The 20,931-nt window shown below is 51.8% G+C and carries 18 protein-coding genes; 17 read left to right on the top strand and 1 reads right to left on the bottom strand.

The features are described from left to right. Positions 1-6: 6 nt before the first annotated feature. On the bottom strand, positions 7-801 hold the full coding sequence (gene map, locus OGV52_RS11625; RefSeq protein WP_016151757.1) for a type I methionyl aminopeptidase: 795 nt from the start codon (positions 799-801) through the stop codon (positions 7-9). Between the two features lie 450 nt (positions 802-1,251). Between map and rpsB the strand changes: the two genes are divergently transcribed. The 17 genes from rpsB to accA all read left to right on the top strand — a co-directional run bounded on the left by rpsB (position 1,252) and on the right by accA (position 20,902). Next, positions 1,252-1,977: a 30S ribosomal protein S2 gene (gene rpsB, locus OGV52_RS11620; protein WP_016151758.1), complete on the top strand. Its 726-nt coding sequence runs from the start codon at positions 1,252-1,254 to the stop codon at positions 1,975-1,977. A gap of 134 nt (positions 1,978-2,111) precedes the next feature. Further along, on the top strand, positions 2,112-2,963 hold the full coding sequence (tsf, locus tag OGV52_RS11615) for a translation elongation factor Ts (protein ID WP_016151759.1): 852 nt from the start codon (positions 2,112-2,114) through the stop codon (positions 2,961-2,963). Between the two features lie 145 nt (positions 2,964-3,108). Continuing rightward, on the top strand, positions 3,109-3,834 hold the full coding sequence (gene pyrH / locus OGV52_RS11610; RefSeq protein WP_005132114.1) for a UMP kinase: 726 nt from the start codon (positions 3,109-3,111) through the stop codon (positions 3,832-3,834). A 139-nt stretch (positions 3,835-3,973) separates the two neighbouring features. Further along, a complete protein-coding gene (gene frr, locus OGV52_RS11605) occupies positions 3,974-4,531 on the top strand; it encodes a ribosome recycling factor (protein ID WP_016151760.1) in 558 nt (185 codons plus the stop codon). Between the two features lie 217 nt (positions 4,532-4,748). Then, a complete protein-coding gene (gene ispC, locus OGV52_RS11600) occupies positions 4,749-5,945 on the top strand; it encodes a 1-deoxy-D-xylulose-5-phosphate reductoisomerase (RefSeq protein WP_046275346.1) in 1,197 nt (398 codons plus the stop codon). 312 nt (positions 5,946-6,257) lie between these two features. Beyond that, complete coding sequence (ispU, locus tag OGV52_RS11595) at positions 6,258-7,016, top strand: (2E,6E)-farnesyl-diphosphate-specific ditrans,polycis-undecaprenyl-diphosphate synthase (RefSeq protein WP_003018543.1); 759 nt, start codon at positions 6,258-6,260, stop codon at positions 7,014-7,016. A gap of 12 nt (positions 7,017-7,028) precedes the next feature. Continuing rightward, entirely contained in the window at positions 7,029-7,886 is an 858-nt protein-coding gene (cdsA, locus tag OGV52_RS11590) for a phosphatidate cytidylyltransferase (protein ID WP_016151762.1), read from the top strand. An 11-nt stretch (positions 7,887-7,897) separates the two neighbouring features. Then, positions 7,898-9,250, top strand: coding sequence for a sigma E protease regulator RseP (gene rseP, locus OGV52_RS11585; protein ID WP_016151763.1), 1,353 nt, complete (start codon positions 7,898-7,900; stop codon positions 9,248-9,250). 29 nt (positions 9,251-9,279) lie between these two features. Then, entirely contained in the window at positions 9,280-11,694 is a 2,415-nt protein-coding gene (gene bamA / locus OGV52_RS11580) for an outer membrane protein assembly factor BamA (protein ID WP_016151764.1), read from the top strand. Positions 11,695-11,816: 122 nt separating this feature from the next. Beyond that, on the top strand, positions 11,817-12,302 hold the full coding sequence (skp, locus tag OGV52_RS11575; RefSeq protein WP_016151765.1) for a molecular chaperone Skp: 486 nt from the start codon (positions 11,817-11,819) through the stop codon (positions 12,300-12,302). 3 nt (positions 12,303-12,305) lie between these two features. After that, on the top strand, positions 12,306-13,331 hold the full coding sequence (gene lpxD, locus OGV52_RS11570) for a UDP-3-O-(3-hydroxymyristoyl)glucosamine N-acyltransferase (protein WP_046275342.1): 1,026 nt from the start codon (positions 12,306-12,308) through the stop codon (positions 13,329-13,331). A gap of 103 nt (positions 13,332-13,434) precedes the next feature. Further along, complete coding sequence (gene fabZ, locus OGV52_RS11565) at positions 13,435-13,890, top strand: 3-hydroxyacyl-ACP dehydratase FabZ (RefSeq protein WP_003018528.1); 456 nt, start codon at positions 13,435-13,437, stop codon at positions 13,888-13,890. Positions 13,891-13,893: 3 nt separating this feature from the next. Continuing rightward, entirely contained in the window at positions 13,894-14,682 is a 789-nt protein-coding gene (gene lpxA / locus OGV52_RS11560; RefSeq protein ID WP_003018525.1) for an acyl-ACP--UDP-N-acetylglucosamine O-acyltransferase, read from the top strand. Beyond that, positions 14,682-15,830 carry a lipid-A-disaccharide synthase gene (gene lpxB, locus OGV52_RS11555; RefSeq protein WP_003829168.1) on the top strand — a complete coding sequence of 383 codons (1,149 nt, stop codon included), beginning with the start codon at positions 14,682-14,684 and terminating at the stop codon, positions 15,828-15,830. The genes lpxA and lpxB overlap by 1 nt, the downstream gene beginning before the upstream one ends. Continuing rightward, on the top strand, positions 15,827-16,423 hold the full coding sequence (gene rnhB, locus OGV52_RS11550) for a ribonuclease HII (protein ID WP_049281538.1): 597 nt from the start codon (positions 15,827-15,829) through the stop codon (positions 16,421-16,423). The genes lpxB and rnhB overlap by 4 nt, the downstream gene beginning before the upstream one ends. 24 nt (positions 16,424-16,447) lie before the next feature. Further along, on the top strand, positions 16,448-19,930 hold the full coding sequence (dnaE, locus tag OGV52_RS11545) for a DNA polymerase III subunit alpha (RefSeq protein ID WP_275395734.1): 3,483 nt from the start codon (positions 16,448-16,450) through the stop codon (positions 19,928-19,930). A 12-nt stretch (positions 19,931-19,942) separates the two neighbouring features. Then, the gene (gene accA, locus OGV52_RS11540; RefSeq protein WP_003018513.1) at positions 19,943-20,902 is read left to right on the top strand and encodes an acetyl-CoA carboxylase carboxyl transferase subunit alpha; all 960 of its coding nucleotides are present in this window, start codon (positions 19,943-19,945) and stop codon (positions 20,900-20,902) included. Positions 20,903-20,931: the final 29 nt, after the last annotated feature.

The raw sequence follows: 20,931 nt of genomic DNA, 5'->3' as shown, positions 1-20,931 counted from the left end.
AAAACATTATTCGTCGTGTGTGATGATCGCCGGGATGGTGTCATCCTTGCGTAATGTCAGAATTTCACAGCCTTTTTCCGTCACCACAATAGTATGCTCGTACTGAGCAGACAAGCTCCGATCTTTAGTTTTCACCGTCCATCCGTCTTTCATGGTGCGGATGCGGTAATCACCGGCATTCAGCATGGGTTCTACGGTGAAGGTCATGCCCGGCTGCAGTACCACACCGCCGTCGTCTGCATCGTAGTGCAGAACCTGGGGCTCTTCATGGAAGCCGCGACCGATGCCGTGACCGCAATATTCACGGACCACAGAGAAGCCTTCGCCTTCCGCGTATTTCTGAATCGCAGCGCCCAGCGTGCGCAGGCGAATACCCGGTTTTACCATCCGCAGCGCCAGATACAGGCTTTCCTGCGTGACGCGGCACAAACGCTCGCCCAGAATGGTTGGTTTGCCGACGATGAACATTTTCGAGGTATCACCGTGGAACTCGTCTTTAATCACGGTTACGTCGATGTTGACGATATCGCCGTCTTTCAGGAGCTTGGCGTCGTCCGGGATCCCATGGCACACCACTTCATTAATAGAGATGCACACGGACTTCGGATAACCGTGATAGCCCAGGCAGGCGGAAATGGCCTGCTGCTCATTCACGATGTAGTCATTACAGATGCGATCCAGTTCGCCGGTGCTGACGCCTGGCTTAACAAACGGTTCGATCATTTCCAGTACATCGGCGGCCAGACGGCCAGCGACGCGCATTTTTTCGATTTCTTCAGGGGTCTTGATTGAGATAGCCATGAATTCTGTCCATCAGTGCCGATGATATCGGCAATAATTGTTTAAGTGGTGCCAATGGTATCAGTCCGGCATACATGCTGCCAAATTGAGAATCATTCTGAACTTCGCCTTTCGTGCCACAGGTGTGTTGGCTGAAATTTTTCACTCCAGTCGCTTACTGCATGTAAGCGCCCGGAGATGCAAAAAATTGGCTGCCTCCCTGTAACACGAAATTCATCGTTCATTCAGCACGCACCGCCAACAATTATTGGTGTCGGTAGCGTATTTGTGGTATAAAGCGCGCCGGACTTCCGATCCATTTGAAGACTACACACGATGGACGGGAGCGACAAATCTCACTTTGTGTAACAACACACACGTATCGGCACATATTCCGGGGTGCCCTTTGGGGTCGGTAATATGGGATGCGTGGAGGCTTAACCCCAACTTTTATATATAGAGGTTTTAATCATGGCAACTGTTTCCATGCGCGACATGCTCAAGGCTGGTGTTCACTTCGGTCACCAGACCCGTTACTGGAACCCGAAAATGAAGCCGTTCATCTTCGGTGCGCGTAACAAAGTTCACATCATCAACCTTGAGAAAACTGTACCGATGTTCAACGAAGCTCTGGCTGAACTGAACAAGATCTCTGCTCGTAAAGGTAAAATCCTTTTCGTTGGTACTAAACGCGCTGCAAGCGAAGCGGTGAAAGAAGCTGCTAACAACTGCGACCAGTTCTTCGTGAACCATCGCTGGTTGGGCGGCATGCTGACTAACTGGAAAACCGTTCGTCAGTCCATCAAACGTCTGAAAGATCTGGAAACTCAGTCTCAGGACGGTACTTTCGAAAAGCTGACCAAGAAAGAAGCGCTGATGCGTACTCGTGAGCTTGAGAAACTGGAAAACAGCCTGGGCGGTATCAAAGACATGGGCGGTCTGCCGGACGCTCTGTTCGTAATCGATGCTGACCACGAGCACATTGCTATCAAAGAAGCAAACAACCTGGGTATCCCAGTATTTGCTATCGTTGATACCAACTCTGATCCGGACGGTGTTGACTTCGTTATCCCGGGTAACGACGACGCAATCCGTGCTGTGACCCTGTACCTGGGCGCTGTAGCTACTACCGTTCGTGAAGGCCGTTCTCAGGATCTGGCTTCCCAGGCGGAAGAAAGCTTCGTAGAAGCTGAATAATAAGGCACGCTCGTTCGAGCCCCCTTATAAACCAGGTAGTATCACGTTTGGTTAGGGGCCCTTTAGGCCCCTTTTTCACTTTTAAATCTGTGCGGTTTCATGCCGGGCAGATCAAATCTTCCGAGGATTTTAGAATGGCTGAAATTACCGCATCCCTGGTAAAAGAGCTGCGTGAGCGTACTGGCGCAGGCATGATGGATTGCAAAAAAGCACTGACTGAAGCTAATGGCGACATCGAGCTGGCAATCGAAAACATGCGTAAGTCCGGCGCAATCAAAGCGGCGAAAAAAGCAGGCAACGTTGCTGCTGACGGCGTAATCAAAACCAAAATCGACGGCAACATCGCTTTCATTCTGGAAGTTAACTGCCAGACTGACTTCGTTGCTAAAGATGCTGGTTTCCAGGCATTTGCTGACAAAGTACTGGACGCTGCCGTTGCTGGCAAAATCACTGACGTTGAAGTTCTGAAAGCGCAGTTCGAAGAAGAACGCGTTGCTCTGGTTGCTAAAATCGGTGAGAACATCAACATCCGTCGCGTTGCTTCCCTGGAAGGCGAAGTTCTGGGTAACTACCAGCACGGTGCTCGTATCGGTGTTCTGGTTGCTGCAACTGGCGCTGACGAAGAGCTGGTTAAACAGCTGGCAATGCACGTTGCTGCAAGCAAACCAGAATTCGTTAAGCCGGAAGACGTTTCTGCTGAAGTGGTAGAGAAAGAATACCAGGTTCAGCTGGACATCGCGATGCAGTCTGGTAAGCCGAAAGAAATCGCAGAGAAAATGGTTGAAGGCCGCATGAAGAAATTCACCGGCGAAGTTTCTCTGACTGGTCAGCCTTTCGTTATGGATCCGAGCAAATCTGTTGGTCAGCTGCTGAAAGAGCACAATGCTGACGTAACTGGCTTCATCCGCTTTGAAGTGGGCGAAGGCATCGAAAAAGTTGAGACTGACTTTGCAGCAGAAGTTGCTGCGATGTCCAAGCAGTCTTAATTTTTAAAGGAGCCGCCTGAGGGCGGCTTCTTTTTGTGTCTGGCTTGTAAATTCAGCGAACCGCTATAGTGGTCATGCTGAAAAGCGACATACAATGTCGCCGGAATTAATTCATCTCATTCGTTGACAGTCTCAGGAAAGAAACATGGCTACCAATGCAAAACCCGTCTACAAACGTATTCTGCTTAAGTTAAGTGGCGAAGCTCTGCAAGGTTCAGAAGGCTTCGGTATTGATGCAAGCATCCTTGACCGTATGGCTCAGGAAATCAAAGAGCTGGTTGAGCTGGGTATCCAGGTTGGCGTAGTGATTGGTGGTGGTAACCTGTTCCGTGGCGCTGGTCTGGCGAAAGCAGGGATGAACCGCGTTGTGGGCGACCACATGGGCATGTTAGCCACCGTCATGAACGGTCTGGCGATGCGCGATGCGCTTCACCGCGCCTATGTGAACGCTCGCTTGATGTCCGCAATTCCTCTGAATGGCGTGTGTGATAACTACAGCTGGGCGGAAGCAATCAGCCTGCTGCGTAACAACCGCGTTGTTATTTTGTCTGCGGGTACTGGCAATCCGTTCTTCACTACCGACTCTGCGGCTTGCCTGCGTGGTATTGAAATTGAAGCGGATGTGGTACTGAAAGCCACCAAAGTCGATGGCGTATTTACGGCTGACCCGGCTAAAGATCCAACGGCGACTATGTACGAACAGTTGACCTATGCTGAAGTACTGGATAAAGAGCTGAAAGTGATGGATCTTGCGGCGTTTACACTGGCTCGTGACCACAAATTACCGATTCGTGTCTTTAACATGAACAAACCGGGTGCGCTGCGCCGTGTTGTTATGGGTGAAAAAGAAGGCACGTTAATCACGGAATAATTCCCGTTGCGGCTAAATGCAGGTAATATTCCGCTTTAATGTCGCGGGATACGTCCCTCAAAATTAATCAAGACTATACTTGTCACATCTTGCGTGGTGGGTATGGTCTGACTGAAACAAGCTTTCAAGGATTCGTAACGTGATCAACGATATCAGAAAAGATGCTGAAGTACGCATGGACAAATGCGTCGAAGCGTTCAAAAACCAAATCAGCAAAATTCGCACGGGCCGTGCTTCTCCTAGCCTGCTGGATGGTATTGTCGTGGAATATTACGGCACACCGACCCCGCTGCGCCAGCTGGCAAGCGTAACGGTTGAAGATTCCCGTACCCTGAAAATCAACGTGTTCGACCGTTCTATGGGGCCAGCCGTTGAGAAAGCAATTATGGCTTCCGACCTCGGTCTGAATCCAAGCTCTGCGGGTTCCGACATCCGCGTTCCGCTGCCGCCGCTGACTGAAGAACGTCGTAAAGATCTGACCAAGATCGTGCGTGGCGAAGCTGAAGGCGCGCGCGTTGCCGTACGTAACGTACGCCGCGATGCCAACGACAAAGTGAAAGCGTTGTTGAAAGAAAAAGAGATCAGCGAAGATGACGATCGCCGTTCTCAGGACGACGTACAGAAACTGACTGACGCAGCTATCAAGAAAGTTGATGCGGCGCTGGCAGAGAAAGAAACGGAACTGATGCAGTTCTGATTCGCCTGTACGCTAAAAACGCCGCTTAGAAGGCCTGAGAAGGCTGGATGGCGGCGTTTTGCTTTTTTCTGTCTATATACTCTAAATATTCGAGTTGCAGGAAGGCGGCGACGCAGGGCATCCCCGGGAGCGTACACCTGTGCGTGCAGGGGTGAACGAGGAGAGCCAACGTACATGCAACTTGAAATATGACGAGTAAAATTCTTCTGGATGTCTGATGAAGCAATTAACCATCCTGGGATCAACCGGTTCCATTGGTTGCAGTACGCTGGATGTAGTACGCCATAACCCGGAAAAATTTCGCGTTGCTGCGTTGGTGGCGGGTAAAAATGTCGTCCGTATGGTTGAGCAATGTCTGGAATTTTCTCCTCGCTATGCGGTAATGGACGATGAAAAAAGCGCTGCGTTGGTAAAAGCAGCTCTGCTGGAGCAGGGTAGTCGTACTGAGGTTATGAGCGGGCAGCAGGCTGCCTGTGATATGGCTGCGCTGGATGATGTTGATCAGGTTATGGCGGCGATTGTCGGCGCGGCGGGCTTGCTACCGACGCTGGCGGCAATCCGCGCGGGCAAAAGCATTTTGCTGGCGAATAAAGAGTCTCTGGTGACCTGCGGGCGTCTGTTTATGGACGACGTGCAACGCCACAAAGCACAGCTTTTGCCGGTAGATAGCGAACATAACGCGATTTTTCAGAGTTTACCGCAACCTATCCAACACAATCTGGGATACGCTGACCTTGAGCAAAATGGCGTCATATCAGTTTTGCTTACCGGGTCTGGTGGCCCTTTCCGTGAAACGCCATTGCGCGATCTGGTTTCTATGACCCCCGATCAGGCATGTCGTCATCCGAATTGGTCGATGGGACGAAAAATCTCTGTCGATTCAGCCACCATGATGAATAAAGGTCTGGAATACATTGAAGCGCGTTGGTTATTTAATGCCAATGCAAGCCAGATGGAAGTGCTGATTCACCCGCAATCGGTTATTCATTCGATGGTGCGTTATCAGGATGGTAGCGTTCTGGCGCAGTTGGGGGAACCTGATATGCGTACACCTATTGCTCATACGATGGCATGGCCAGAACGAGTGACGTCCGGCGTTAAGCCTGTCGACTTTTGCAAGCTCAGTGCGTTGACGTTTTCCGCACCTGATTACCAGCGTTATCCATGCCTGAAACTGGCGATGGACGCGTTTGAGCAAGGGCAGGCGGCGACGACCGCTTTGAACGCAGCGAATGAAATTACCGTTGCCGCATTCCTGGCGCAGCAGATCCGATTTACCGATATTGCTGACCTGAATTTATCCGTACTGGATAAGATGGATTTGCAGGAGCCACAGAGCGTTGATGACGTGCTGAAGGTTGATGCTATCGCGCGGGAAGTCGCCAGAAAAGAAGTGATGCGACGCTCAAGCTGATGATAATCCCTCCTCGGAGAATCGCGCTATTTGTTAGCGTTGGGCTTCAGTGATATAGTCTGCGCCACTCGATCGCGGGTATTTGTTTTTTTTCGGTCGGGTAAGCCGTGGTTTGACACGGCTTTTTTGTGGATGCACAAAATCATTCAGGTTGCATCAAGGTGGCAAGTGGATGAGTCCCCTGGAGCATACAAAGAGTATGTGACTTGGGCGAAGATCACAGCCAACGAAGGAGCAGCCTGAAGGATGAAGCGCAAAAGGCTTCAGTATTCCTGAGTACCGTATAATCCTTTCAGGGACTAAAAACGCGTTATGTTGTCTGCAACTAAACCATTAAGCGAAAATTTGCCAGCACATGGTTGTCGCCATGTAGCAATTATCATGGATGGCAATGGCCGCTGGGCGAAAAAGCAAGGGAAGATTCGCGCCTTTGGACATAAGGCCGGAGCAAAGTCCGTCCGCCGGGCTGTCTCTTTTGCTGCCAATAACGGTATTGATGCGTTAACGCTGTATGCCTTTAGCAGTGAGAACTGGAACCGACCTGCGCAGGAAGTGAGCGCGTTAATGGAGCTGTTTGTGTGGGCGCTTGATAGCGAAGTGAAAAACCTGCACCGCCATAACGTACGTCTGCGTATTATCGGGGATATCAGTCGATTTAACTCACGTTTGCAAGAACGGATTCGCAAATCAGAAGCGATTACCGCCCAGAATACCGGGTTGACGCTAAATATTGCAGCGAATTACGGTGGACGGTGGGATATAGTCCAGGGAGTCAGACAACTGGCACAACAGGTGCAGGACGGTCTGCTGCGTCCAGAGCAAATCGATGAAGAGATGCTGGGGCAGCAAATTTGTATGCATGAACTGGCTCCTGTGGATTTAGTGATAAGGACTGGGGGAGAGCATCGAATTAGTAATTTTCTGTTGTGGCAAATTGCCTATGCCGAACTTTACTTTACGGATGTTCTCTGGCCCGATTTCGATGAACAAGACTTTGAAGGTGCGCTGCATGCCTTTGCTAATCGTGAGCGTCGTTTCGGCGGCACCGAGCCCGGTGATGAAAAAGCCTGATGGGGGTCGCTTTTGCTGAAGTATCGCCTGATTTCTGCTTTTGTTTTAATACCCGTTGTCATCGCGGCGCTGTTTTTGCTGCCGCCGGTGGGGTTCGCCATTGTTACGCTGGCCGTCTGTATGCTGGCCGCCTGGGAATGGGGACAGTTAAGCGGTTTTACCACGCGTACGCAGCGAGTCTGGCTGGCTGTTTTGTGCGGGCTATTGCTGGCACTGATGCTATTTTTGTTGCCGGAATACCATCGCAATATTCATCAGCCGCTGGTTGAAGTATCGCTGTGGGCGTCGCTGGGCTGGTGGGTCGTGGCGCTGTTACTGGTGCTGTTTTATCCCGGCTCTGCGTCGGTCTGGCGTAATTCCAAAACATTACGCATAATTTTCGGCGTGTTAACCATAGTCCCTTTCTTTTGGGGAATGCTGGCGCTACGTGCATGGCACTATGATGAGAATCATTATAGTGGCGCGCTATGGCTGCTGTATGTCATGATCCTCGTCTGGGGAGCGGACTCGGGTGCCTATATGTTTGGTAAGTTGTTTGGCAAACATAAGCTGGCGCCGAAGGTTTCTCCTGGTAAAACCTGGCAGGGTTTTATTGGCGGACTCGCCACTGCGGCCGTGATCTCATGGGGTTATGGCATGTGGGCGAATCTTGAGGTTGCGCCTGTCACCTTGCTTATTTGCTCCATCGTTGCTGCCCTGGCCTCCGTGCTGGGTGACCTGACCGAGAGTATGTTTAAGCGTGAAGCAGGTATTAAGGACAGTGGTCACTTAATACCAGGACACGGCGGTATTTTGGATCGTATTGATAGCCTGACGGCTGCGGTACCGGTCTTTGCCTGCCTGTTGTTACTGGTATTCAGGACGCTCTAACGGATGGTCTTATGCTGAGTATTCTCTGGAATCTGGCTGCATTCATCGTTGCACTTGGTGTGCTTATCACCGTGCATGAATTTGGTCATTTCTGGGTTGCACGGCGCTGCGGAGTCCGCGTCGAACGCTTTTCCATTGGCTTTGGAAAAGCGCTTTGGCGGCGTACCGATAAATCAGGTACGGAATACGTCATCGCCCTGATTCCCCTCGGCGGTTACGTCAAAATGCTGGATGAGCGCGCTGAACCGGTCGCACCGGAGCTGCGCCATTACGCTTTCAACAATAAAACGGTTGGACAACGCGCAGCCATCATCGCCGCAGGTCCGATTGCCAACTTCCTTTTTGCTATTTTCGCGTATTGGCTGGTGTTTATCATCGGTGTCCCTGGCGTTCGTCCGGTTGTTGGTGAAATAACACCCAACTCGATTGCCGCACAGGCGCAAATTCAGCCGGGTACGGAACTAAAAGCGGTTGATGGTATCGAAACCCCTGATTGGGATGCCGTGCGATTACAACTGGTATCCAAAATTGGCGATGAACATACGACTCTCAGCGTGGCGCAGTTTGGCAGCAACCAGCGGCAGGACAAAACGCTGGATTTACGCCATTGGGCATTTGAGCCAGACAAAGAGGATCCTGTTTCCAGTTTAGGGATTCGCCCGCGCGGTCCGCAGATTGAATCGGTGCTGTCAGAAGTGCAGGTAAACTCCGCTGCAAGTAAGGCGGGTTTGCAAGCTGGCGACAGGATCGTTAAAGTCAATGGTCAGCCGCTAACGCAATGGATGACGTTCGTGACGCTGGTGCGCGATAATCCGGATAAGCCGTTAGCGCTAGATATTGAAAGACAAGGAAGTTCCTTGTCTTTAACGTTAACCCCAGATTCAAAACAGGTTAACGGGAAGGCTGAGGGTTTTGCGGGCGTGGTGCCTAAAGTTATTCCTCTGCCTGATGAGTATAAGACTGTACGCCAGTATGGGCCATTCAGCGCCATCCTCGAAGCCTCGGATAAAACGTGGCAGTTGATGAAGCTGACGGTCAGTATGCTGGGAAAATTGATTACCGGTGATGTAAAACTGAACAACCTCAGTGGGCCGATTTCTATCGCCCAGGGGGCTGGGATGTCAGCGGAGTTCGGGGTTATTTATTACCTGATGTTCCTTGCGCTTATCAGCGTGAACTTAGGGATAATTAACCTGTTTCCGTTGCCCGTTCTTGACGGGGGGCATCTGCTGTTCCTGGCGATTGAAAAGCTGAAGGGCGGTCCGGTATCCGAGCGGGTTCAAGACTTTAGTTATCGCATTGGCTCTATCTTGCTGGTGTTGTTAATGGGGCTTGCACTTTTCAATGATTTCTCTCGGTTGTAAGAGAGTGTTAGGAAGAACGCATAATAACGATGGCGATGAAAAAGTTGCTCATAGCGTCGCTGCTGTTTAGCAGCGCCACCGTATACGGTGCTGAAGGGTTCGTAGTGAAGGACATTCATTTCGAAGGCCTACAGCGAGTCGCCGTTGGTGCGGCTCTCCTCAGTATGCCGGTGCGCACAGGCGACACGGTTAATGATGAAGACATCAGTAATACCATTCGTGCTCTGTTCGCCACCGGTAACTTTGAGGATGTCCGCGTCCTGCGCGATGGTGATACCCTTCTGGTTCAGGTAAAAGAACGTCCGACGATTGCCAGCATCACTTTCTCCGGTAACAAATCGGTGAAAGATGACATGCTCAAGCAAAACCTCGAGGCTTCTGGTGTGCGTGTTGGCGAGTCTCTGGATCGCACCACGCTAGCCGATATCGAAAAAGGGCTGGAAGATTTCTACTATAGCGTCGGTAAGTACAGCGCCAGTGTGAAAGCGGTGGTAACGCCGTTGCCGCGTAACCGCGTTGACCTCAAGCTGGTCTTCCAGGAAGGCGTTTCGGCGAAGATCCAACAGATCAATATCGTCGGCAACCATGCTTTCTCGACCGACGAACTGATCTCTCACTTCCAACTGCGTGATGAAGTGCCGTGGTGGAACGTGGTGGGCGATCGTAAATACCAGAAACAGAAACTGGCGGGCGATCTTGAAACCTTGCGCAGCTACTATCTGGATCGCGGTTATGCCCGCTTCAATATCGATTCCACCCAGGTTAGCCTGACGCCGGATAAAAAAGGTATCTACATTACCGTTAACATCACTGAAGGCGATCAATACAAGCTTTCAGGGGTACAGGTGAGCGGTAACCTGGCTGGGCACTCCGCCGAAATTGAGACCCTGACCAAAATCGAGCCAGGCGAACTCTATAACGGCACCAAAGTGACCAAAATGGAAGATGATATCAAGAAGCTTCTGGGTCGCTATGGCTATGCCTATCCGCGCGTACAGTCGCAACCTGAAATCAACGACGCCGACAAAACCGTTAAATTACGCGTAAACGTGGATGCAGGTAACCGTTTCTACGTGCGTAAGATTCGTTTTGAAGGTAACGACACCTCTAAAGATTCCGTTCTGCGTCGCGAAATGCGCCAGATGGAAGGTGCCTGGTTGGGTAGCGATCTGGTCGATCAGGGTAAAGAGCGTCTGAACCGTCTGGGTTACTTTGAAACTGTCGATACCGATACTCAGCGTGTACCGGGTAGCCCGGATCAGGTTGATGTGGTCTATAAGGTCAAAGAGCGTAACACCGGTAGCTTTAACTTCGGCGTTGGTTACGGTACTGAAAGCGGCGTGAGCTTCCAGGCTGGCGTTCAGCAAGATAACTGGTTAGGTACCGGTTATTCAGTCGGCATCAACGGCACCAAAAACGACTATCAGACCTATACTGAGTTGTCTGTCACCAACCCATATTTCACCGTTGATGGGGTGAGCCTTGGTGGTCGCGTTTTCTACAATGACTTTAAAGCGGATGATGCAGACCTGTCCGACTATACCAACAAAAGTTATGGTACTGACGCAACGCTCGGCTTCCCGATCAACGAATACAACACCTTGCGTGCGGGTGTGGGTTATGTGCATAACTCCTTGTCTAACATGGATCCACAGGTTGCAATGCAACGTTATCTGGTTTCAATGGGTAAGGATCCTGACGCTGATAGCTTTAAATCAGACGATTTCACCTTCAACTATGGGTGGACATATAACAAGCTGGACCGTGGGTACTTCCCAACGGAAGGTACGCGTGTCAACCTGAACGGTAAAGTAACCATTCCGGGTTCTGACAACGAATACTACAAAGCGACGTTGGATACCGCGACCTATGTGCCGATCGATGACGATCACAAATGGGTTGTTCTGGGTCGCACGAAGTGGGGCTATGGTGACGGCATCGGCAGCAAAGAGATGCCGTTCTACGAGAACTTCTATGCCGGTGGTTCCAGCACCGTGCGTGGTTTCCAGTCCAACACCATCGGTCCAAAGGCTGTCTATTTACCGGCTAATCGTTATAACAACGATAGCGATTACGATAACGAATGTGACGCCACCAATACTTCACCGTGTAAATCGGATGATGCGGTAGGCGGTAACGCCATGGCTGTCGCCAGCCTGGAATTTATTACCCCGACGCCGTTTATCAGCGACAAGTATGCCAACTCGGTCCGTACCTCATTCTTCTGGGATATGGGTACCGTTTGGGATACGAACTGGGATTCAGCTAAGTACTCTGGTTATCCGGACTACAGCGATCCGAACAATATCCGTATGTCAGCGGGTATCGCTTTACAATGGATGTCCCCATTGGGGCCGTTGGTTTTCTCCTACGCCCAGCCGTTCAAGAAGTACGATGGAGACAAAGCGGAACAGTTCCAGTTTAACATTGGTAAAACCTGGTAATTGTTCTTCGCAAAGGAATGTAGTGGTAGTGTAGCGATGACTTTAGGCGATCTTGCATGGGATCGCCTGGCCACGCAAAGAACTGTACCTTCGGGTGCAAATGGGATGGTAAGGAGTTAATTGTGAAAAAGTGGTTATTAGCTGCAGGTCTCGGTTTAGCGATGGCAACGTCCGCACAGGCTGCTGACAAAATTGCAATCGTCAACATGGGTAGCTTGTTCCAACAGGTTGCACAGAAGACGGGCGTTTCTGCTACGCTGGAAAACGAGTTCAAAGGCCGTGCCAGCGAACTGCAGCGTATGGAATCTGATCTGCAATCTAAAATGCAGCGTCTGCAATCCATGAAAGCGGGTAGCGATCGTACTAAGCTGGAAAAAGACGTCATGGCTCAGCGTCAGACTTTCTCTCAGAAAGCTCAGGCTTTTGAGCAGGATCGTGCGCGTCGTTCCAACGAAGAACGTGGCAAACTGGTTACTCGTATCCAGACAGCTGTGAAATCTGTTGCTAACAGTCAGAGCATCGATCTGGTTGTTGACGCAAACACCGTTGCATACAACAGCAGCGATGTAAAAGACATCACCGCTGACGTACTGAAACAGGTTAAATAAGTAATGCCTTCAATTCGACTGGCTGATTTAGCAGAGCAGTTGGATGCAGAATTACACGGTGATGGCGATATCGTCATCACCGGCGTAGCGTCCATGCAATCTGCGCAAACTGGCAATATCACGTTCATGGTGAATCCTAAGTACCGTGAACACTTAGGCGTATGCCAGGCCTCTGCCGTTGTGATGACGCAGGACGATCTTCCTTTTGCTAAGAGTGCAGCGCTGGTAGTGAAGAATCCCTACCTGACCTATGCACGTATGGCGCAAATCTTAGATACCACGCCGCAGCCCGCACAAAACATTGCACCGAGTGCAGTGATCGATGCGACGGCGAAGCTGGGTAATAATGTTTCTGTGGGCGCAAATGCGGTCATTGAGTCTGGCGTAGAACTGGGCGATAACGTCGTTATCGGCGCAGGCTGCTTCGTCGGAAAAAATACTAAAATCGGCGCAGGTTCACGCTTGTGGGCGAATGTGACGATTTACCACGACATTCAGATCGGTGAGAATTGCCTGATCCAGTCCAGCACTGTCGTCGGATCTGATGGATTTGGTTACGCGAACGATCGCGGTAACTGGGTGAAGATCCCGCAGCTTGGTCGCGTGATTATTGGCGATCGCGTCGAGATCGGCGCTTGTACCACCATTGACCGTGGTGCGCTGGACGATACTGTGATCGGTAATGGTGTTATCATTGATAACCAGTGCCAGATTGCGCATAACGTTGTGATTGGCGACAATACGGCGGTAGCCGGTGGCGTCATTATGGCGGGTAGCCTGAAGATTGGCCGTTACTGCATGATTGGCGGCGCCAGCGTGATCAATGGGCATATGGAAATATGCGATAAAGTCACGGTTACTGGCATGGGTATGGTGATGCGTCCTATCACCGAATCTGGCGTCTATTCCTCAGGCATTCCGCTACAGCCCAATAAGGTATGGCGTAAAACAGCTGCACTGGTGATGAATATTGATGATATGAGCAAGCGTCTCAAAGCGATTGAGCGCAAGGTTAATCAACAAGACTAAAGCACCGTTTTTGCATGTCTGACTTTTCGGCCTGTCCCATTCATACGATTGCGACAGGCCGTGTTATTATTGCCTTTTAGTATATTTTGACAGGAAGAGTATTTTGACTACTAACACTCATACTCTGCATATTGAAGAGATTTTAGAACTTCTGCCGCACCGTTTTCCGTTTCTGCTGGTTGACCGCGTGCTGGATTTTGAAGAAGGTCGTTTTCTGCGCGCAGTGAAAAATGTATCTGTTAACGAGCCTTTCTTCCAGGGCCACTTCCCGGGTAAACCTATTTTCCCAGGCGTACTGATTCTGGAAGCAATGGCGCAGGCCACCGGTATCCTTGCGTTTAAAAGCGTAGGGAAACTGGAACCAGGTGAACTGTACTATTTTGCGGGTATTGACGAAGCGCGCTTTAAGCGTCCTGTCGTGCCAGGCGATCAGATGATCATGGAAGTGACTTTCGAGAAAACGCGCCGCGGCCTGACCCGTTTTAAAGGGGTTGCGCTGGTCGACGGTAAAGTTGTGTGCGAAGCAACGATGATGTGTGCCCGTAGCCGGGAGGCCTGATACGTGATTGATAAATCCGCCTTTATTCACCCAACTGCCATTGTGGAAGAAGGCGCCAGCATTGGCGCTAACGCTCACATTGGCCCATTTTGTATTGTTGGACCCCATGTTGAAATTGGTGAGGGTACCGTACTGAAGTCTCACGTTGTCGTGAATGGCCATACAAAAATTGGTCGCGATAATGAGATCTATCAGTTTGCCTCCATCGGTGAAGTTAACCAGGATCTGAAATATGCTGGCGAACCGACCCGCGTGGAAATTGGCGATCGCAACCGCATCCGCGAAAGCGTCACCATTCATCGTGGCACAGTGCAGGGCGGTGGAGTGACGAAGGTGGGCAGCGATAACTTACTGATGATTAATGCGCACGTCGCGCATGATTGTACGGTAGGCAACCGCTGTATTCTGGCGAATAACGCCACGCTTGCCGGGCATGTGTCGCTGGATGATTTTGTTATCATCGGCGGCATGACTGCGGTGCATCAGTTCTGCATCATCGGCGCGCATGTGATGGTTGGCGGCTGTTCTGGCGTTGCGCAAGACGTGCCTCCATACGTTATCGCCCAAGGCAACCACGCAACGCCATTTGGCGTCAATATCGAAGGTCTGAAGCGTCGTGGATTCACCCGCGAAGCGATTACCGCGATTCGTAATGCCTACAAAGCGTTGTACCGTAGCGGTAAAACGCTGGAAGAAGTGAAACCGGAAATCGCGGAACTGGCGAAACAGTACCCTGAAGTTCAGGCTTTCAGCGACTTCTTTGAGCGCTCAACGCGTGGTCTGATTCGTTAATGACTGAGCAGCGTCCTTTAACGATTGCCCTCGTCGCCGGAGAAACCTCCGGCGATATTCTTGGTGCAGGGTTAATTCGTGCACTCAAGGCTCGCGTTCCCAATGCGCGTTTTGTTGGCGTGGCGGGTCCGCTGATGCAGGCCGAAGGCTGTGAAGCCTGGTACGAAATGGAAGAGCTGGCGGTAATGGGCATTGTTGAAGTGCTCGGACGCCTGCGCCGTTTACTGCATATTCGCGCCGATCTCACTCGCCGATTCACCGACTTAAAGCCGGATGTTTTCGTCGGTATTGATGCGCCTGATTTCAATATTACCCTCGAAGGGAATTTGAAAAAGCAGGGCATTAAAACCATTCATTACGTCAGCCCCTCTGTGTGGGCCTGGCGACAGAAACGCGTTTTCAAAATAGGCAGATCCACCAATATGGTGCTGGCCTTTCTGCCTTTCGAAAAAGCGTTTTATGACAAATTTAACGTCCCGTGCCGCTTTATCGGTCATACCATGGCAGATGCCATGCCGTTGGACCCGGATAAAAACGCGGCTCGCGATGTTCTGGGTATTCCCCATGACGCTCACTGCCTGGCGCTATTGCCAGGAAGCCGTGGCGCAGAAGTGGAGATGCTCAGCGCCGATTTTCTGAAAACGGCGCAGTTGTTACGCCAGCATTATCCAGATCTCGAAGTGGTAGTGCCGTTGGTGAATGCCAAACGTCGCGAGCAGTTTGAGCGCATTAAAGCTGAAGTTGCACCGGAGCTTTCCGTACATCTGCTTAATGGGATGGGACGTGAAGCGATGGTTGCCAGCGATGCCGCACTGCTGGCTTCTGGCACCGCTGCGCTGGAATGTATGCTGGCAAAATGCCCGATGGTGGTTGGCTATCGTATGAAACCTTTCACCTTTTGGCTGGCAAAGCGTCTGGTGAAGACCGATTACGTTTCGCTACCTAACCTGCTGGCGGGAAGAGAACTGGTTAAAGAGCTGTTGCAGGAAGAGTGCGAACCGCAGGCGCTGTCGCAAGCGTTGTTGCCGTTGCTGGCGAATGGCAAAACCAGCCATGCGATGCACGACACATTCCGTGAACTGCATCAGCAGATCCGTTGCAACGCTGATGAGCAGGCGGCGGATGCGGTCCTGGAGTTAGCGCAATGATTGAATTTGTATATCCGCATACGCATTTAGTGGCGGGTGTAGATGAAGTTGGACGTGGTCCTTTGGTCGGCGCGGTCGTCACTGCCGCCGTCATTCTGGATCCGGTTCGCCCTATTATCGGTCTTAACGACTCAAAAAAACTGTCGGAAAAACGTCGCCTGGCGCTATTCGATGAGATTAAAGAAAAAGCGTTAAGCTGGAGCCTGGGGCGTGCGGAACCACATGAAATCGACGAGTTGAATATTTTACATGCCACTATGCTGGCCATGCAGCGTGCGGTTGCGGGTCTACATATAGCGCCGGAATACGTACTGATCGACGGCAATCGTTGCCCGGCATTACCGGTGCCATCGCTGGCGGTGGTAAAAGGTGATAGCCGTGTGGCGGAGATTAGCGCGGCGTCGATACTGGCAAAAGTCACTCGTGATGCTGAAATGGCGGCCCTGGATACGGTGTTCCCGCAGTATGGCTTTGCACAGCACAAAGGCTATCCAACCGCTTTTCATCTGGAAAAGTTGGCAATGCATGGCGCAACAGAGCACCATCGCCGTAGTTTTGGCCCCGTCAAACGCGCACTGGGACTCACGTCCTGATTCTTGTGTCGAAGGAATCTGAAGATGTCTGAACCTCGTTTCGTCCACCTGCGGGTGCACAGCGACTACTCCATGATCGATGGGCTGGCGAAAACCGGGCCGCTGGTGAAAAAGGCGGCCGCGTTAGGCATGCCTGCGCTGGCGATCACCGATTTTACCAACCTGTGTGGTCTGGTGAAGTTTTACGGAGCGGGTCACGGTGCGGGTATCAAGCCGATAGTTGGCGCAGATTTTCATGTCCGTAGCGAGCTGCTGGGCGATGAACTCACGCAGCTCACCGTGCTGGCCGCAAACAATACTGGCTATCAGAACCTGACGTTGTTGATATCGAAAGCCTATCAGCGTGGTTATGGCGCAGAAGGGCCGGTCATCGACCGGGATTGGCTGGCCGAGTTAAAAGAAGGTTTGATTTTGCTCTCCGGCGGCCGCATGGGCGACGTCGGGCGCAGCCTGCTGCGCGGTAATAACGCGCTGGTTGATGAGTGCGTAGCGTTTTACGAAGAACATTTTCCAAATTGCTATTTCCTCGAGCTTATCCGTACCGGCAGACAAGATGAAGAAAATTATCTGCATGCAGCGGTAGAGCTGGCGGAAAGGTGTGGTCTTCCGGTGGTGGCGACCAACGATGTTCGTTTCCTTGAAACCGGTGATTTTGACGCGCATGAAATCCGCGTGGCAATCCACGACGGGTTCACCCTTGACGACCCGAAACGCCCGCGTAATTATTCGCCGCAGCAGTACATGCGTAGCGAAGATGAGATGTGCGAGCTGTTTTCCGATATTCCGGAAGCGCTGCAAAACACCGTTGAGATAGCTAAGCGCTGTAACGTGACGGTACGTCTGGGTGAGTATTTCCTGCCACAGTTCCCGACCGGTGATATGACCACCGAGGATTTCCTCGTGGCGAAATCGCGCGAAGGTCTGGAAGAGCGTCTGGCGTTTTTGTTCCCGGACCCTGAAGTTCGCGCGCAGAAGCGCCCGCCTTATGACGAACGTCTGGAAGTTGAACTTAAAGTTATCAACCAGATGGGATTTCCTGGCTACTTCCTGATCGTGATGGAATTTATCCAGTGGTCGAAAGATAACGGCGTACCGGTAGGCCCGGGACGTGGTTCCGGTGCCGGCTCGCTTGTTGCCTATGCGCTGAAAATTACCGACCTGGATCCGCTGGAATTTGACCTGCTGTTCGAACGATTCCTGAACCCGGAACGTGTCTCAATGCCCGACTTCGACGTTGACTTCTGTATGGAGAAACGCGACCGGGTAATTGAACACGTGGCGGAAATGTACGGTCGTGATGCGGTTTCGCAGATTATTACCTTCGGTACGATGGCGGCCAAAGCGGTTATCCGCGACGTGGGGCGCGTGCTGGGACACCCGTACGGCTTCGTTGACCGTATTTCGAAACTGGTGCCGCCCGACCCGGGCATGACGCTGGCAAAAGCCTTTGAAGCCGAACCCCAACTGCCGGAAATCTATGAGGCAGATGAAGAGGTTAAAGCGCTGATCGATATGGCGCGTAAGCTGGAAGGCGTCACGCGTAACGCCGGTAAACACGCCGGTGGTGTAGTTATCGCGCCGACCAAAATTACCGATTTTGCGCCGCTGTACTGCGATGAACAGGGGCTGCACCCGGTTACTCAGTTTGATAAGAACGACGTGGAATATGCCGGCCTTGTGAAGTTCGACTTCCTCGGCCTGCGTACGCTCACCATCATCAACTGGGCGCTGGAAATGATTAACGCGCGCCGTGAAAAGAACGGCGAGCCGCCGCTGGATATCGCCGCTATCCCGCTGGATGACAAGAAAAGCTTCGACATGCTGCAACGCTCGGAGACCACGGCGGTCTTCCAGCTAGAATCCCGCGGCATGAAAGATCTTATCAAACGTCTGCAGCCTGACTGCTTCGAAGATATGATCGCCCTGGTGGCCCTGTTCCGTCCTGGTCCGCTACAGTCGGGGATGGTAGATAACTTTATCGACCGTAAGCATGGTCGCGAAGAGATTTCCTACCCGGACGTACAATGGCAGCATGAGTGTCTGAAACCGGTACTGGAGCCGACCTACGGCATTATCCTGTATCAGGAACAGGTTATGCAGATTGCCCAGGAGCTGTCCGGATATACCCTTGGCGGTGCGGACATGTTGCGTCGTGCGATGGGTAAGAAAAAGCCGGAAGAGATGGCTAAGCAGCGCGGCACCTTTGAAGAAGGGGCGAAAAAGCGCGGCGTCGACGGCGAACTGGCGATGAAAATCTTTGACCTGGTGGAGAAATTCGCCGGTTACGGATTTAACAAATCGCACTCCGCTGCCTATGCGCTGGTCTCTTACCAGACGCTATGGCTGAAGGCGCATTACCCCGCCGAGTTTATGGCGGCGGTAATGACCGCCGATATGGATAACACCGAGAAAGTGGTCGGGCTGGTGGATGAATGCTGGCGTATGGGGCTCAAAATCCTGCCGCCGGACATCAACTCCGGGCTTTATCATTTTCACGTGAATGATGATGGCGAAATTGTCTATGGCATCGGCGCGATAAAAGGCGTGGGTGAAGGGCCAATTGAAGCTATTATTGAGGCGCGCAACGAAGGCGGTTACTTCCGCGAGCTGTTTGATCTCTGTGCGCGCACGGACATCAAAAAACTCAACCGCCGGGTGCTGGAAAAGTTAATCATGTCCGGGGCGTTTGACCGCCTTGGTCCGCATCGTGCGGCGCTGATGAATTCGCTCAACGATGCGCTAAAAGCCGCCGATCAGCATGCGAAAGCCGAGGCAACGGGTCAGGCGGACATGTTTGGCGTGCTGGCTGAAGAGCCGGAACAAATTGAACAGTCTTATGCTAACTGTACACCGTGGCCGGAGCAGGTGGTATTAGAAGGGGAACGTGAAACGTTAGGGCTTTACCTGACGGGACACCCCATCAACCAGTATTTAAAAGAAATTGAGCGCTATGTTGGAGGCCACAGGCTGAAAGACATGCATCCGACAGAACGTGGTAAAGTCACCACGGCTGCGGGGCTCGTCATTGCTGCGCGGGTAATGGTCACCAAGCGCGGCAATCGTATCGGCATCTGTACCCTGGATGACCGTTCCGGGCGTCTGGAAGTTATGTTGTTTACCGATGCTCTGGATAAATACCAGCAATTGCTGGAAAAAGACCGCATACTTATCGTCAGCGGACAGGTCAGCTTTGATGACTTCAGCGGCGGGCTTAAAATGATGGCCCGTGAAGTCATGGATATTGACGAAGCCCGGGAAAAATATGCTCGCGGGCTTGCTATCTCGCTGACGGACAGGCAAATTGATGACCAGCTTTTAAACCGACTCCGTCAGTCTCTGGAACCCCACCGCTCGGGGACAATTCCAGTACATCTCTACTATCAGAGGGCGGATGCACGTGCGCGATTGCGTTTTGGCGCAACGTGGCGTGTCTCTCCGAGCGATCGTTTGCTAAACGATCTCCGTGGCCTTATTGGTTCGGAGCAGGTGGAACTGGAGTTTGACTAATACAGGAATACTATGAGTCTGAATTTCCTTGATTTTGAACAGCCGATTGCAGAGCTGGAAGCAAAAATCGATTCTCTGACTGCGGTTAGCCGTCAGGATGAGAAACTGGATATTAACATCGATGAAGAAGTGCATCGTCTGCGTGAAAAAAGCGTAGAGCTGACGCGTAAAATCTTCGCCGATCTTGGCGCATGGCAGGTAGCCCAGTTGGCGCGCCATCCACAGCGTCCGTACACCCTGGATTATGTCCGCCTGGCATTTGATGAATTTGATGAGCTGGCGGGCGATCGTGCCTATGCGGATGATAAAGCTATTGTCGGCGGCATCGCGCGTCTGGATGGTCGTCCGGTGATGATCATTGGTCATCAGAAAGGCCGTGAGACCAAAGAAAAAATTCGTCGTAATTTCGGCATGCCGGCACCGGAAGGCTATCGCAAAGCGCTGCGTCTGATGGAAATGGCCGAGCGCTTCAATATGCCGATCATTACTTTCATCGACACCCCAGGGGCTTATCCGGGCGTGGGCGCGGAAGAACGTGGTCAGTCTGAAGCGATTGCGCGCAACCTGCGTGAAATGTCGCGTCTGAGTGTACCGGTAATCTGCACCGTTATTGGTGAAGGTGGTTCCGGCGGCGCGCTGGCGATCGGCGTAGGCGATAAAGTGAATATGCTGCAATACAGCACCTATTCCGTTATCTCCCCGGAAGGTTGTGCCTCCATTCTGTGGAAAAGCGCCGACAAAGCGCCGCTGGCTGCAGAAGCGATGGGGATTATCGCGCCGCGTCTGAAAGAGCTGAAGCTTATCGACTCTATCATCCCGGAACCGCTGGGCGGCGCGCACCGCAACCCGGAAGTGATGGCAGCGTCCCTGAAAGCACAACTGCTGGCCGATCTCGCCGATCTCGACGTGTTAAGCAAAGATGATTTGAAAAACCGTCGTTACCAGCGTCTGATGAGCTACGGTTACGCGTAAACTGCATTAATTCTGAAAAGGGCCACAAC

It is taken from the genome of Citrobacter sp. Cb041 (assembly GCF_030336655.1).
Taxonomy (GTDB): domain Bacteria; phylum Pseudomonadota; class Gammaproteobacteria; order Enterobacterales; family Enterobacteriaceae; genus Citrobacter; species Citrobacter braakii.
The sequence above is the reverse complement of the archived record's forward strand: the minus strand, read 5'-3'. Positions and strand labels throughout refer to the sequence as shown.

Bases quoted from the DNA above. Each gene is read 5' to 3' on its own strand.
- map (WP_016151757.1), bottom strand. From the start codon at position 801: ATGGCTATCTCAATCAAGACCCCTGAAGAAATCGAAAAAATGCGCGTC.
- rpsB (WP_016151758.1), top strand. From the start codon at position 1,252: ATGGCAACTGTTTCCATGCGCGACATGCTCAAGGCTGGTGTTCACTTC.
- tsf (WP_016151759.1), top strand. From the start codon at position 2,112: ATGGCTGAAATTACCGCATCCCTGGTAAAAGAGCTGCGTGAGCGTACT.
- pyrH (WP_005132114.1), top strand. From the start codon at position 3,109: ATGGCTACCAATGCAAAACCCGTCTACAAACGTATTCTGCTTAAGTTA.
- ispC (WP_046275346.1), top strand. From the start codon at position 4,749: ATGAAGCAATTAACCATCCTGGGATCAACCGGTTCCATTGGTTGCAGT.
- ispU (WP_003018543.1), top strand. From the start codon at position 6,258: ATGTTGTCTGCAACTAAACCATTAAGCGAAAATTTGCCAGCACATGGT.
- rseP (WP_016151763.1), top strand. From the start codon at position 7,898: ATGCTGAGTATTCTCTGGAATCTGGCTGCATTCATCGTTGCACTTGGT.
- bamA (WP_016151764.1), top strand. From the start codon at position 9,280: ATGGCGATGAAAAAGTTGCTCATAGCGTCGCTGCTGTTTAGCAGCGCC.
- lpxD (WP_046275342.1), top strand. From the start codon at position 12,306: ATGCCTTCAATTCGACTGGCTGATTTAGCAGAGCAGTTGGATGCAGAA.
- lpxB (WP_003829168.1), top strand. From the start codon at position 14,682: ATGACTGAGCAGCGTCCTTTAACGATTGCCCTCGTCGCCGGAGAAACC.
- rnhB (WP_049281538.1), top strand. From the start codon at position 15,827: ATGATTGAATTTGTATATCCGCATACGCATTTAGTGGCGGGTGTAGAT.
- dnaE (WP_275395734.1), top strand. From the start codon at position 16,448: ATGTCTGAACCTCGTTTCGTCCACCTGCGGGTGCACAGCGACTACTCC.
- accA (WP_003018513.1), top strand. From the start codon at position 19,943: ATGAGTCTGAATTTCCTTGATTTTGAACAGCCGATTGCAGAGCTGGAA.